General features: G+C 58.9%; 16 protein-coding genes. 4 read left to right on the top strand and 12 right to left on the bottom strand.

What is annotated here, in order from left to right:
* Positions 1–46: 46 nt before the first annotated feature.
* Complete coding sequence (locus AC3WK5_RS13945; protein ID WP_103317635.1) at positions 47–676, bottom strand: 2-dehydro-3-deoxy-6-phosphogalactonate aldolase; 630 nt, start codon at positions 674–676, stop codon at positions 47–49.
* Positions 677–685: 9 nt separating this feature from the next.
* Entirely contained in the window at positions 686–1,681 is a 996-nt protein-coding gene (locus AC3WK5_RS13940) for a 2-dehydro-3-deoxygalactonokinase (RefSeq protein WP_103317637.1), read from the bottom strand.
* Between the two features lie 198 nt (positions 1,682–1,879).
* Between AC3WK5_RS13940 and AC3WK5_RS13935 the strand changes: the two genes are divergently transcribed.
* A complete protein-coding gene (locus tag AC3WK5_RS13935) occupies positions 1,880–2,323 on the top strand; it encodes a hypothetical protein (protein ID WP_103317639.1) in 444 nt (147 codons plus the stop codon).
* Here the strand turns inward: AC3WK5_RS13935 and AC3WK5_RS13930 are convergent.
* Positions 2,320–2,799, bottom strand: coding sequence for a GNAT family N-acetyltransferase (locus AC3WK5_RS13930; protein ID WP_103317640.1), 480 nt, complete (start codon positions 2,797–2,799; stop codon positions 2,320–2,322). The two genes, AC3WK5_RS13935 and AC3WK5_RS13930, sit on opposite strands and share 4 nt — an antisense overlap.
* 107 nt (positions 2,800–2,906) lie before the next feature.
* On the opposite strand from AC3WK5_RS13930, the gene AC3WK5_RS13925 reads away from it, so the two are divergent.
* Together AC3WK5_RS13925 and AC3WK5_RS13920 are read left to right on the top strand one after the other, a co-directional pair.
* Positions 2,907–3,554 (top strand): HD domain-containing protein, encoded by a 648-nt coding sequence (locus AC3WK5_RS13925; protein WP_103317642.1) that lies wholly within the window; start codon positions 2,907–2,909, stop codon positions 3,552–3,554.
* A gap of 138 nt (positions 3,555–3,692) precedes the next feature.
* The gene (locus AC3WK5_RS13920) at positions 3,693–4,565 is read left to right on the top strand and encodes an esterase/lipase family protein (protein WP_103317644.1); all 873 of its coding nucleotides are present in this window, start codon (positions 3,693–3,695) and stop codon (positions 4,563–4,565) included.
* 45 nt (positions 4,566–4,610) lie between these two features.
* Here AC3WK5_RS13920 and AC3WK5_RS13915 read toward each other — a convergent pair whose 3' ends face one another.
* The 4 genes from AC3WK5_RS13915 to AC3WK5_RS13900 all read right to left on the bottom strand — a co-directional run bounded on the left by AC3WK5_RS13915 (position 4,611) and on the right by AC3WK5_RS13900 (position 7,790).
* Positions 4,611–5,171 (bottom strand): DUF1285 domain-containing protein, encoded by a 561-nt coding sequence (locus AC3WK5_RS13915; RefSeq protein WP_054593335.1) that lies wholly within the window; start codon positions 5,169–5,171, stop codon positions 4,611–4,613.
* A 17-nt stretch (positions 5,172–5,188) separates the two neighbouring features.
* On the bottom strand, positions 5,189–5,794 hold the full coding sequence (locus AC3WK5_RS13910) for a DUF4823 domain-containing protein (protein WP_103317646.1): 606 nt from the start codon (positions 5,792–5,794) through the stop codon (positions 5,189–5,191).
* 248 nt (positions 5,795–6,042) lie between these two features.
* On the bottom strand, positions 6,043–7,011 hold the full coding sequence (locus tag AC3WK5_RS13905) for a GTP 3',8-cyclase MoaA (RefSeq protein WP_103317648.1): 969 nt from the start codon (positions 7,009–7,011) through the stop codon (positions 6,043–6,045).
* Between the two features lie 140 nt (positions 7,012–7,151).
* Entirely contained in the window at positions 7,152–7,790 is a 639-nt protein-coding gene (locus AC3WK5_RS13900; RefSeq protein WP_019689364.1) for a TetR/AcrR family transcriptional regulator, read from the bottom strand.
* A 79-nt stretch (positions 7,791–7,869) separates the two neighbouring features.
* On the opposite strand from AC3WK5_RS13900, the gene AC3WK5_RS13895 reads away from it, so the two are divergent.
* The gene (locus AC3WK5_RS13895) at positions 7,870–9,003 is read left to right on the top strand and encodes an aminotransferase class V-fold PLP-dependent enzyme (RefSeq protein ID WP_103317650.1); all 1,134 of its coding nucleotides are present in this window, start codon (positions 7,870–7,872) and stop codon (positions 9,001–9,003) included.
* 238 nt (positions 9,004–9,241) lie between these two features.
* On the opposite strand, the gene AC3WK5_RS13890 is transcribed toward AC3WK5_RS13895, so the two are convergent.
* The 5 genes from AC3WK5_RS13890 to mltG are packed head-to-tail and all read right to left on the bottom strand — an operon-like array spanning position 9,242 to position 13,254.
* A complete protein-coding gene (locus AC3WK5_RS13890; protein ID WP_103317652.1) occupies positions 9,242–10,030 on the bottom strand; it encodes a TatD family hydrolase in 789 nt (262 codons plus the stop codon).
* A gap of 12 nt (positions 10,031–10,042) precedes the next feature.
* Positions 10,043–10,399, bottom strand: a complete 357-nt coding sequence (locus tag AC3WK5_RS13885; protein ID WP_103317654.1) for a PilZ domain-containing protein — start codon at positions 10,397–10,399, stop codon at positions 10,043–10,045.
* 42 nt (positions 10,400–10,441) lie between these two features.
* Positions 10,442–11,428, bottom strand: a complete 987-nt coding sequence (locus tag AC3WK5_RS13880) for a DNA polymerase III subunit delta' (protein ID WP_103317656.1) — start codon at positions 11,426–11,428, stop codon at positions 10,442–10,444.
* A complete protein-coding gene (gene tmk / locus AC3WK5_RS13875; RefSeq protein WP_103317657.1) occupies positions 11,421–12,053 on the bottom strand; it encodes a dTMP kinase in 633 nt (210 codons plus the stop codon). Before tmk ends, AC3WK5_RS13880 begins: the two co-directional genes overlap by 8 nt.
* Positions 12,054–12,072: 19 nt before the next feature.
* Positions 12,073–13,254 (bottom strand): endolytic transglycosylase MltG, encoded by a 1,182-nt coding sequence (gene mltG / locus AC3WK5_RS13870; protein WP_103317659.1) that lies wholly within the window; start codon positions 13,252–13,254, stop codon positions 12,073–12,075.
* Positions 13,255–13,257: the final 3 nt, after the last annotated feature.

The following is a 13,257-nucleotide window of genomic DNA, read 5'->3' as shown; positions in this document are numbered from 1 at the left end:
GTTAAGCGAGTGAACGGGCGGCATTATGATTGCCCCCGTGCCGTCACTACAACTCGAAGTGCAGCGCGTTCCAGGCTGCGACATACACCCCGGCCCGAACGGCCACGTCCGCAGGCGTGAGACCCGGCTTGAACAACCCGGAACCCAGGCCAAAGCCTTTGACCCCTGCCTCGACAAACGCCTGCATGTTGTCAGGAGTAATCCCGCCCACTGGCACCAGCATGGTCCCAGCCGGTAATACTGCGAGCCAGGCCTTCACTACCGCCGGTCCCATCTGTTCGGCCGGGAACATCTTCAGCACATCCGCGCCTTCTGCGAGTGCTGCGAACGCTTCGGTCGGTGTCGCCACACCCGGCGCCAGATACAAGCCGGCCGCCTTTGCCGCACGCAAGACCTCGGCATCGCTGTGCGGCATGACAATCACCTGTCCACCGGCGGCTTTCACCTGCGCGACCTGCTCCGGAGTCAGCACCGTACCCGCGCCGATCAGGCAATCGGCGGGTAAGGTGCTGCGCAGAATGCGGATGCTTTCATAGGGTTCAGGAGAATTGAGCGGCACTTCGATGACCCGGAAACCGGACTGGTACAGAACCTCGCCGATGGCCGCCGCCTCTTGTGGGCGCAGGCCCCGAAGGATCGCGATCAGTCCGTTTGTTGCCAGTGCTTGCTTGAGCATGTCAGACCTCTAGTCGGGTTGAACGGGAGCGGTTTTGCCGATCAGCCCGGCTGCGACCGCCAGTTGCCACAAACCGCGTTCGGTGGCTTGTTCGGCCAAGGCCACATGAGGAAAACCGCAGATAGCGAGCGCACGCTGATAGCGGGTGCAGAGTTGGGCATTGCCGATCAGAACGATCGAAGGAAGCTTTGCGCTGTGGTGGCGATGCACCGTTGCCAGCGCCGCCAGTTCATGGCCGATCAACAGACCAGACAGATAGTCAGGCTGCTGCTCGGCGCTGAGTTCACCGGTCAAGCCGAGACTGCGAGAACTGAACAGCGTCGACAATGGGCCGATCTCACCATCCGCCGACGACGCCACCTGCACGCCGCGATCAAAGGCTCCGGAGTCGAAGGCTGCGCCGCGCTGTTGCGTGCGCCCGAGAATGCTGTGTTCGCTCAGCACAGCGAACAGTTCGCCAGTCATGAACGTGTCGAAATGAGTGATGCAGCCTTCGACCACTTCGACCCATTTCGAATGGCTGCCCGGCAGGCCGATCAACAGGTTGTCCCCTGCCCCGGCAGGCAGGTTTTGCAGCACGCCAAGCACCTGGGTTTCCTCGCCGCGCATCACATTCGGCAGCCGCGAACGCTGGATGACACCGGGCACGATATGCACATCGACGCCGCGCAGGCTGCGCACGCTTTGCAGGGACGTGCCGAGGTTGGCGACATTCGCCGGCGTATCGCAGTAAGCCGCTTCACGCCAGCCCTGCGCACTGCCGACCATACCGCAGGCGATCACCGGAAGACCGGGCTGCGCATCGAGCCAGTCACCGCAGGCCTCATCGAACGCCAGTTCAAATCCGTCGGTGCACAACTGGCCGGCGATCACCCGCGGCGCTTTCGGCAACTGCATGATCCCCGACGCCAGCGAGCGCTGATCGAGGACACAACCATTCGGGCCGAGCTTGTACGCACGAAGGGACGTCGTCCCCCAATCGAGCGCGATCAATTGCGCCAGCATCGCTTCACCTGTTTTGTTTTTGGCAGTGAGTGAGCTGGACTATAAACTTTTCGGAAGAAAAATCTCAATATGTAAATTTGAATCCCACATTATAGGATTTACAACCGTAACGAGTTTTTCTCCATCAATGCTTTTAAGATGCCAGGCCATTACCAACGATTGCGCTTATTGCCGCACCCGACACTCAAGGACGAAAACATGAGGAATGCTTTAAAGGCGCTGCTGTTCTGCGGCGTGTTCTGGTCCACTGCCGCTCTTTGCGCATCTGAAAAATTGAAGGTTGGCGATATCTGGGCCTATAAAAACAGGCCGGGAGAGGAGACATCGACCCTGACCATTCTGAAAGTCGAAAACTATCCGAAACTGGGCAAAGTCGTTCATATCAGGGTCGACAACATTCGGATGATCAATCCGGTGAATGGCGGTGAGTTCAACGAAATGCCTCACCTACCCTTTCAGGCAAGGGCAATCGAACGCAGCATTACCCAACGGGTGGGGAAAACCGCAGAGATTCCAGATTTCAGTAAAGGTTATGAGGCTTGGAGGGCGGCCTTCGATCAGGGGAAGGCCGGTGTTTTCAAGATCACGGTAAGACAAACGCTCGACGGTATGATTAGTGGTAATTGGGAAGTAACGGACTAACCCTCGGCAAACTCCCGCAACACCTCCCCATCCATGCGGTAACGCACCCACTCTTCCTGCGGCTGGGCGCCGAGGGATTTGTAGAAGTCGATGGCCGGGGTGTTCCATTCCAGCACGCTCCATTCGAAGCGGCCGCAGTCGTTGGCGCAGGCGATTTTTGCGAGGTGGCGCAGCAGTTGTTTGCCGGCGCCGCCACCGCGTTGTTCGGGGGTGATGTAGAGGTCTTCGAGGTACAGGCAGTTGCTGCCGAGCCAGGTCGAGTAGCTGAAGAAAAACACCGCGAAACCAATCGGCAAGCCGTCGCGCAGGCAGATCAGGCCATGGGCGGTGGCGCCTTCGCTGAACAGGCTGCGCTCGATGTCGGCGACACTGGCGATGACTTCATGCCGGGCGCGTTCGTAGTCAGCGAGCTCGGTGATGAACGCGAGTATTTGTGGCGCATCACTGGGGGTGGCCGGGCGGATTTCGATCGACATGGACGTGCCTTGTGAACAGTTGAAACCGCCATACTATGTCGGCAATCAGCGCTCGTCACATGTCACTTCAAAACTTAATCTACGGACGTCGCCACAAAAGGATTGTTATGAGCCTCGTTGCCTTCGCGCCACTGCAAAACCTCGCCTCAACCTTGCTGCCCCACGCGCTGGAGCCGTCCGAGGATGGCGCCCACGATCTGTCGCACTTGCAACGGGTGTGGTGCAACGTTCAGCGGATTCACACCGAAGAAGGCGGTGACCTTGAAGTACTGCTGGCAGCGGTGTTACTGCACGACTGCGTGGCGGTGGAAAAAAATTCACCCTTGCGCTCTCAGGCCTCGCGACTGGCCGCGGAAAAAGCCTCGGCAATCCTCAGCCAGTTGGATTGGCCCAAGCACAAAAGCGCAGCAGTCGCTCACGCCATCGAGGCCCATAGTTTTTCGGCGAGCATCACGCCGACGACCCTGGAAGCGCAAATCCTCCAGGACGCCGACCGCCTCGACTCCCTTGGCATGCTCGGTGTTGCCCGCACGTTTTACATCGCCGGGCGCATGGGCAGCACGCTGTATGATCCGCAGGATCCCACGGCGATATCCCGCGAGTACGACGACAAACGCTTTTGCCTCGACCACTTCCAGACCAAGCTGTTGCACCTCGCCAATGGCTTCCAGACACCAACCGGCAAGCATTTGGCTCAGTTGCGTCATGAACGCCTGAAGCGTTTCATGGACGAATTCATCGAAGAAATCGGCTGACCATCCAGCACGACCTGGGGTCATTGCTCCACCCGGAGCAATTTGTACCATCGTGCTTTGTAAACTACGGTTAGCCGCGACAGATCAAGCAGTCAATAGCATCTGTTCCACTTGAATCCGCTATCGACAGGTATAAGCATGAACATGGATGCGTCTACGCAATACCCGATTGTTTTGGTTCACGGCCTTTTCGGTTTCGATACGATTGCCGGTTATCCCTACTTCTTCGATATCAAGGAAGCCCTGGAGCACGCGGGCGCGCGGGTGTTTACGGTCAATATTCCAGCCGTCAACGGCAATGAAGAACGCGGTGAAAAACTGCTCGAACAGGTCAATCGCATTTTGCAGGAAACAGGCGCCGCCAAGGTCAATCTGATCGGCCATAGCCAAGGCCCCCTGGCGGCACGCTACGTAGCAGCGCTGCACCCGGAAAAGGTCGCGTCGGTCACCTCTGTCAGTTGCCCCAATCACGGCTCCGAGATTGCCGACCAATTGCATAAGGCGCTGACACCCGGAGAGTTGCCCGAAGCGTTCGTACTGGCCTTGTTCAGCGCAGTCGGCACGTTCATTTCGCTGATCAGCGGCCACCCGCAAAACCCTCAGGACCCTCAAGCAGCTTTCGAATCGCTGACCAGCGCAGGGTTGGCTGAATTCAATCGCAAGTACCCGCAAGGGGTGCCGAAAGTCTGGGGCGGTGAAGGCAACGAAATTGAAAACGGCGTGTATTACTACTCTTGGAGCGGGATCCTGCAGAACTTCCAAACCCCGCAAATACTCGATCCAACCCACATCAACTGCATTGTGCTGTCAAAGTTATTTTATAAAGAGAAACACGCCAATGACGGACTGGTCGGACGATACAGCTCACACCTGGGGAAAGTGATTCGCTCGGATTACCCCATGGACCATTTTCATGCCGTCAATCAAATGGCCGGGATCACCAGCTGGAACGTAAGCCCGGTCAGTCTCTATCTGGAACATGCTGCCAGGCTCAAGAGCAAAGGCTTGTAAGCCCATCGGCCATGGCCCGGTTTAAACACTGGGCCGTTTTCCAGGTTACGGCTCAAGGCCGATAGGGAAAAACTCGCCGCCGCTCCAGACACCCAACCAGCGCTGCCCGTCGATTTCGCGGGTCACGGCCAGTTCGACCAGTTGATAAAACACGTTGCGATGGATCAGCGCTTCAAGGTTGGTGCGTACATGCACGTAAGGCGCAGGCTCCTGGGTCACTGGATCGATCACTACCCGCAACGGATGCTCGGCACCCGCCTCGGCCTGCTCATCAACATTGGTGGTGAAGCGCAACAACTGGGCTTCGCCCTCGCCTTCGACCTCCAGCGTCACAGCAATGAAAGGCGCGTCATCAACCTTGATCCCGACCTTCTCGACCGGAGTAATCAGGAAGTAATCATCGCCGTCGCGGCGAATGATGGTGGAGAACAGCTTGACCATCGGCTTGCGCCCGATCGGCGTGCCCAGGTAATACCAGGTGCCGTCGCGGGCGATGCGCATGTCGATATCGCCGCAGAAGTCGGGGTTCCACAAATGGACCGGTGGCAAGCCTTTGGACTTGGGGATTTGCCCCAACAGATCATTAGCTTTTTGCGGACCATTCATGCTGCTCTCCTGGTGAGTTACTGATCGCTCATGCCCAGCAGGCTACGAGCGTATTGCGCAAGCGGCTGAGCGATCAAGTCTTCTGGCTTGTTGTCGTGGAACGTCAGTAAACCGCCACGACTCTTGATTCGTGCAGTATCGATCAAATACTGGGTGCTGGTCTCGATCAGCATGATCTGAATCACTCCACTGTCGATCCCCAGGCGATCCACGGCACCCTGATCGAGCAATTCATCCGAGTTGCCGATACGGTCGTCGGCCTTGGCAAATCGGGTGTAGAGCAGGTAATGCGCGCCAGCTGCACGCGCCTCGCCCATGGCGGTGTCGAGACCTTCGGGGGCGCGGGCACGGCGAACCATCGGGAAATATTCGATGAAGCCGTTGAAGGCTTCTTCAGCGACCACGTTCGGCCGCGGATAGGCACTGCCCGGCGGCGCAAAAGCACCTTGGGCGATGTAGATAAACGAGTCCGGCTGAATGCGCAGATTATTCACGCGATGGCTGTCGCTGTGATCAAGCAGACCAGAGTCGCTCATGTGGTAGCGAACCCCTTCGCCCATGTCGCTGACATTCATGCAGCCGCCAAGCGCCAAAAAGGCCAGCAGCAAAACCAGGCTACGCATCCTATCCTCCAGAGGCCGGTGACGGAAAACCGGCGAATGTCGGCAGGATGCAGCTTCCGCGCCAGTCCTTGAGGACTTGAACATTTCCAGATTGAGAATGAGCACCTGTGGCGAGGGAGCTTGCTCCCGCTCGGCGGCGCAGCCGTCGTAAAACAGGTAAATGCGGTATGCCCGACAGGTCGCGGGGATATGTTTTCAGGGCCGCTTCGCGACCCGGCGGGAGCAAGCTCCCTCGCCACAGAGATTTATCAGCCGCCGATAATCTTCATGATTGTTGCGCCACCAGAGAATGCCACTTCCTGCTTGTCGCCCAGAGCCTTCACCAGCAGACGCTGGAGCGCCGGCAACGCTTGATGACGGGGTTTGTCCAGCAAGTCACCGACATAGTGGCGGTTACTCGACGACAGGCAGCCATGCAGCCAGCCAGTGGAGGACAGTCGCAAGCGCGAGCACGTGCGGCAGAACGGCACGCTTTCATTGGCGATCACGCCAAAATAGCCGCGCCCCGGAATTTCGTAACGCACGGCTGTGGCATCCACCGGCGCGTCGGCCTGCAGGTACTCATAGCGCTCGCCGATCAGGCCCAGCAACTGCTTGAGGCTGACAAACTGCTGCAGGAATGCGTTCGAATCGCTGGCCAGATGGCCCATGCGCATCAGCTCGATGAAGCGCAATTCATAACCGCGCTCCAGGCAATAATCGAGCAACGGCATCACTTGATCGAGGTTCTGCCCGCGCAACGGCACCATGTTGACCTTGATCTTCATGCCCGCTGCGCGAGCCTGGTCCATGCCGTTGAGCACGGTCGCCAAATCGCCACCGCGCGCAATGCTGCGGAACGCATCGGCGTCCAGGGTATCGAGGGAAACGTTGATCCGCCGAATGCCGGCATCCACCAGCAAGGGCAGTTTCTTCGCCAGCAGCTGACCGTTGGTGGTCAGGCTGATGTCGGCAAGGCCCATCTGCCCGACAGCCGTCATGAAGGTTTCCAGCTTCGGGCTCACCAGCGGCTCGCCACCGGTGATGCGCAAGCGCTCGATGCCCGCGGCTTCGATCAGATAGGCAACGCCGCGCGCCATGGCCTCGGCCGACAGTTCATCCTGCGCAGCCACCAGTCGCTTGCCATTGGGCACGCAATAGGTACAGGCGTAGTTGCAGGCGGAGGTCAGACTGACCCGCAAATTGCGGAACTGCCTGCCTTGTCGGTCAACGATCATGGATCACTCCGGCGAAAGTAGATTCGGAAGCGCTAAAACTTGACTCACAAATCAAGTTTTAGCAATACCTAAGCCTGAGTATATTCCTGGGGCACTGCGCCATACAGAGAAAACATGGCGCAATAAGGCATCTGAATGGTTCAGCTGCTCGGTGTGTCGGTATCGCGCTTGCGCTTGTTGCCCATGCGCACGCCGATGTCCATCAGGAACTGGAAGAAACCTTCCTGATCTTCCAGCACGTTGCTCCAGAACGGCGAGTGATACAGCGCGACAGCGCCGTGCACCAGCGCCCAGGAAGCGCAGTAGTGGAAGTACGGCGGCACGTCTTCAAGCTTGCCTTCGCTGATGCGGCCCTTGATCAACAAGGTCAGGCGTTCGAAGTTGGAGGCGCGAATCTTGTGCAACTCCTCAACCATCTCCGGCACCTGATTGCCCTTGACCACCTTCTCTTCCAGGCGATCGAACAAACGGTAACGTTGCGGATCGCGCATGCGGAATTCGAAATAGGCCCGGGACAGGGCTTCCTTATCCTTATCGACATCGGCAGAGTGCAGCAGCTCGTTCAGGTCACGCTCGTAATCGAGCATCAGGCGCAGATAGATCTCCGCCTTGGACTTGAAGTGCTTGTAGATGGTGCCTTTGCCGATACCCACGGCATCAGCGATCATCTCGACGGTGACACTGTCTTCACCTTGTTCGAGGAACAGCTTGAGCGCGGTGTCGAGAATTTCTTGCTCGCGGCGACGAAACTCACGGACCTTACGAGGTTCTTTATGCATAAGAAAAGGTCTGTAGGGGTCAAAATACGAAGCCGCGTATTATGCCTAACTTGCGCCAAATTGCACGGATCATCCGACCATGACTATGTTTCTTGATGAATTTGTACAGGCTCCAGGCCTGCGTTATTTGAATCATGCAGCCGTTGCACCCTGGCCAAATCGCGCCGCCACGGCGGTGACACGCTTCGCTCAAGAGAACGTTTTACTGGGCGCACGGGACTATTCGGACTGGATGGACCTTGAGCAACGCCTGCGTGAACGGCTGATGCGCCTGCTTAATGCGCCGTCGACGGATGATGTGGCGCTGGTCAAAAATACTTCTGAAGCATTGTCTTTTGTCGCCTTCGGACTGCCATGGCAAAGCGGAGACCAGATCGTTATCAGCGATGAAGAATTCCCTTCCAATCGCATCGTCTGGGAAGCATTGGCGGCACAAGGCGTGGAAGTGGTGCAGGCCAGTCTCACCGGCGACGACCCGGAAGGCGCCCTGTTGGCAGCCTGCGGACCGCGCACCCGGTTGATGTCGGTGAGCGCGGTGCAATTCGCCAGCGGTCTGCGCCTTGACCTGCAACGCCTGGGTGCCGGTTGCAAACAACAGAACGTGCTGTTTTGCATCGACGCTATCCAGCAGCTGGGCGCCCTGCCCTTCGACGTCCAGAGCTATCAATGCGACTTCGCCATGGCCGACGGCCACAAATGGCTGCTCGGACCAGAAGGCCTGGGGGTGTTCTATGTACGTAGCGAATTGCGTGAACAACTGAAACTGCACGAATTCGGCTGGCACATGCTCGAACACATGGGCGATTACACTCGCACCGGATGGGAACCGGCCAAGAGTGCACGACGCTTTGAATGCGGCAGCCCGAACATGCTCGGGGCGATGGCGCTGGAAGCCAGCCTGTCGTTATTGGAAGAAGTCGGCATGGAGCACGTCGCCGCACTGATCGCCGAGCGCGTGAAATGGCTGCAGGACGGCCTGAGCGCAATTCCCGGCGTCGTACTGCATAGCCCGCTGAATCCAGCCCGGCGCGGGGGGATTCTTTCGTTCAGTATCGATGGCATCGATACTCAGACCGTTTATGAGGCCCTGAAAGCCCAACAGGTGGTCTGTATCCCACGCGGCCCAGGCATTCGTTTTTCGCCACACTTCTACACCGAAAAGCGCGTGATCGACGAAGCTGTCGCCATTGTCGCATCGATCGCCAGGCAGTGAGAACTCAAGCGAAGCGCCTGTATTCCAAATCTGTTTAAGAAACAGCAGGGGCAAACTGGACTCGGCGCAATAGTGATCAATACTTGAACTGTCGGCGTGGCATCTCCCCCAAGTGTTGCGCCGATGAAGGTACCAAAGGACCGCGTACCTTTGTTTTACTCCTAATGGTCTTAACCCGGATTCACCCCCCAGAACCCGGGTTTTTTTTGCCTGCGATTTGAGCCAGCGGCTCAACCTGTCAAATCGACTTGACGTGCGCCAACGGAAACAGCCGCTTGAAGTTCTCCGTAGTCTGCTCGGCAAAGCGTTCGTAGGATTCGCCGCGCAACATGGCCAGAAATTCCGCCACATCCCGCACGTACTGCGGAAGGTTCGGCTTGCCGCGATGAGGGATCGGCGCCAGGTACGGCGAATCGGTTTCCACCAGCAGGCGGTCCGCCGGTACTTGCCGGGCCACATCGCGCAAGGCATCGGCATTGCGGAACGTCACGATCCCCGACAACGAAATATAAAAACCCAGATCCAGCGCGGCCTTGGCCATGTCCCAATCTTCGGTGAAGCAATGCAACACCCCCGCCTGCGGCAACGCGGCCTCACGTAATAACGCCAGCGTATCGGCGCGGGCGCCACGGGTGTGGACAATCACCGGTTTGCCGGTCTGCTGGGCCGCTTGCAGGTGCAAACGGAAGGACTCCTGCTGCAACTCGGCCGCTTCCGGCTCATAGTGGTAATCCAGACCGGTTTCACCGATTGCCACCACCCGCGGGTGATTGAGTTCCTGCAGCAGCCAGTCCAGCGCCGGCGCGGCGCCCGGCTGAACATCCAGTGGGTGCACGCCCACCGAACAATCGACGTCGTCGTAACGCTCGGCAAGGGCCTTGACGTCCTTGGCGTTGTCGACACTGACGCCGATACACAGAAAGTGCCCTACCCCGCGCTCACGAGCAGCGGCAAGCGCCGCATCCAGCGAGCCGTCGTGTGCGGCGAGGTCGAGACGGTCAAGGTGACAATGGGAATCTACGAGCATAAAAGACGGCAACTACATCGTATGAGTGGGACGGTCGGACTTCAGAGCTCCGACCAGATAGGTTTCGATTCGGCTTCGAGCGGTGTCATCGCCTTCATTGAACTGCACGCCGACACCGGCAGCGCGATTCCCCTGAGCACCTTTGGGGGTAATCCAGGTCACGGTACCGGCCACCGGAATTTTTTCCGGCTCATCCATCAAGTGCAGCAGCATGAATACCTCGTCACCCAACTTGTAGCTTTTGTTGGTCGGGATAAACAGACCGCCGTTCTTGATGAACGGCATGTAGGCCGCATACAGCACGGATTTGTCCTTGATGGTCAGGGACAGGATGCCGTTCCGCGGGCCCGGGCTGACGAGTTCATTCATGCTGACCTCCATGGCTGATGATCAGAGTCTAGGCGCAGACGCTCACTTCGGGGCAGGCAAGGATACCCATTGCACCAACAGCGCTTCCAGCAACAACGCCGGATTGAGGTTGGCCTTGCTCATCACTTTCTGCCGCTGGGCGAGAATCCAGTCCTGAATATTCAAGACTTTTTCCTGGGCGGTTTTCTGCGCCAGGTACTGAATCACTTTGCGCATGTCCGCCAGGCCGAGCCCAGCCTCGTCCTGAGTCAGCTGATAACGCAGAATCAGGCTCGACCAGTCGCAGAACCAGTCGAACAGCTGCAACATCGGGATGGATTTCCACTCCTCGGCCAGTTGCGTCGGCGACTGTTGCTGCTTGAGCAACTTCTTCACGCCCTCGACGACCAGCGCACGCTGCTCACGCACACCCTGCCCTTGCAGCTTGACCGCCGCCAGCGGCGAACCCGCGGCCAGGGTCAACAGTTCGACACGCTCTTCTTCCGTGCAATCGGGCAAGGCCTTGGCCAGCCATTGCAGGCTCATGGCTTCGCTTGGCAACGGACAGGCCTGTTGCACGCAACGACTCTTGATGGTCGGCAGCAGACGGCTGGTCTGGTGGCTGACCAGCAGCAACACGGTATCGCCCGAGGGCTCTTCAAGGCTTTTCAACAAGGCGTTGGCGGCGTTGATGTTCATCGACTCGGTGGGCTCGATCAGCACGACTTTGCGCCCGCCCATCTGCGCGGTCTGGACCACGAAGCTGACCAGATCACGCACCTGATCGACCTTGATTGCCTTGTCGGCTTCTTCAGGTTCCAGGATGTAGTTATCGGGGTGGCTACCGGCCTTGAGCAGCAGGCAGGATTTGCACTCGCCGCAGGCGCCTTCCGCGGTTGGACGCTGGCAGAGCAAACTGGCCATCAGCCGCTCGGCCAACGCACGCTTGCCGATCCCGGCCGGACCATGCAGCAAATAGGCGTGGGCGTGCTGGGCGCGACCGGCCAGTTGCTGCCAAAGGCTGTCTTGCCACGGATAGGCTTCAGCCACGGGCCCGCTCCAACAGACGCGGCAGCAAGGCATCCAGCGACTGCTGAACCTGTGCCAACGGCTGCGAGGCGTCCACCAGCAGGTAACGCGCCGGATCAGCCTCGGCGCGCTTCAAGAACGCGCTGCGCACTGCCTCAAAAAACACTCGCCCCTCAAGCTCGAACCGGTCCAGCCGACCGCGAGCGCTGGCACGCGCCATGCCGACTTCAATCGGCAAGTCGAACACCAGCGTCAGGTCCGGGCGCAGATCGCCTTGAACGAAGGTTTCCAGGGTCGCGATACGCTCAAGCGACAATCCGCGACCACCGCCCTGATAGGCGTAAGTCGAATCGGTAAAGCGGTCGCACAAGACCACCGCGCCCCGCGCCAGCGCCGGACGGATAACCTCGGACAGATGCTGCGCGCGCGCGGCGAACACCAGCAACAGCTCGGTATCGGGATTCATGACCTCATCGACCGGTGCCAGTAGCACGTCGCGGATCCGCTCGGCCAGCGGCGTGCCGCCAGGCTCGCGAGTCAACACGACTTCGATACCCTGGGCGCGCAAACGCTCGGCCAGGTATTCACGATTGGTGCTCTTGCCCGCGCCTTCCGGGCCTTCCAGGGTAATAAACAAGCCAGTCACAGGCAGTCCTTAGTCAGAGTCATTGCGGGCTTTGCGGCTCTTCGGCACTCGGTGCCGGAGCGGCAGCTGGAGCCGGAACGGGAGCCGGTTGCGGTGCAGCCTCTGAAGCCGTGTCGGGCGACACCGGAGGAGTTGGTGCCTGCGCATCAGGCGTCGCGCCCCCGTTGACCGGCGCAGGGCTGGAACGGTAATCGGCACGCCGTTTGATCTGGAACTCGCGCACAGCACTGTTGTGGGCATCCAGGTCGTCGGAGAAAACATGACTGCCGTCACCGCGCGCCACGAAATATAAACTGGTGCCGGACACCGGATTCAGCGCCGCGTGAATCGCTTCACGACCGACCATGGCAATCGGCGTCGGCGGCAACCCGGCGATCATATAAGTATTGTAGGGCGTCGGTTCTTTCAGGTGGGCGCGGGTCAATTTGCCGTTGTAGCGATCACCCAGGCCATAGATCACGGTCGGATCGGTTTGCAGCAACATGCCGATCTGCATGCGCCGCACGAACACCCCGGCGATTTGCCCTCGCTCTTGCGGCACACCGGTTTCCTTCTCGACCAGCGAGGCCATGATCAGCGCCTGATAGGGTTCGGTATAGGGTGCATCAGGGGAGCGCTTGTTCCACTCTTTTGCGAGGACGTCGTCGAGGCGCTCATACGCTTTTTCCAGCAGCTCGGCATCGGTCATGCCCCGCACAAAACGATAGGTGTCCGGGAAAAACCGGCCCTCCGGAAACACTCCGGCGTGACCAAGCTTGTCCATCACATCGCTGTCGCTCAGCCCCGCAAGGGTTTGTTGGAGTTTGTCATTTTTTGCCAGCGCCGCACGGACCTGATGGAAGTTCCAGCCCTCGACCAGCGTCAGGCTGTACTGAACCACTTCACCGCGCTGCCAAAGACCGATCAAGCCCTGTGCATTCATCCCCGGGAGCATGCGGTATTCACCGCTGTGCAGCGGCTGCGCAGCAAGGTTCAAGCGCCAGTACAGGCGCAGCCAAAAGGCGTCCTGAAGCACGCCATCGGTTTCGAGGCGATTGAAGGTCCCGGACGGTGTCGCGCCGTTCGGTACATCCAGTAACTCTTCCTGAGTAATCTTGAGTGGCTGCTCCAGCGCCGAGTTGATCTTCCAGGCCGAAGCGCCCAGCAGTAGCCCTGCCAGAACCAGTCCGGTTTCCAGCAGCAGCAAGAATTTACGTCTCACGAA

The organism is Pseudomonas sp. FW306-02-D09B (assembly GCF_058782685.1).
The sequence above is the reverse complement of the archived record's forward strand: the minus strand, read 5'-3'. Positions and strand labels throughout refer to the sequence as shown.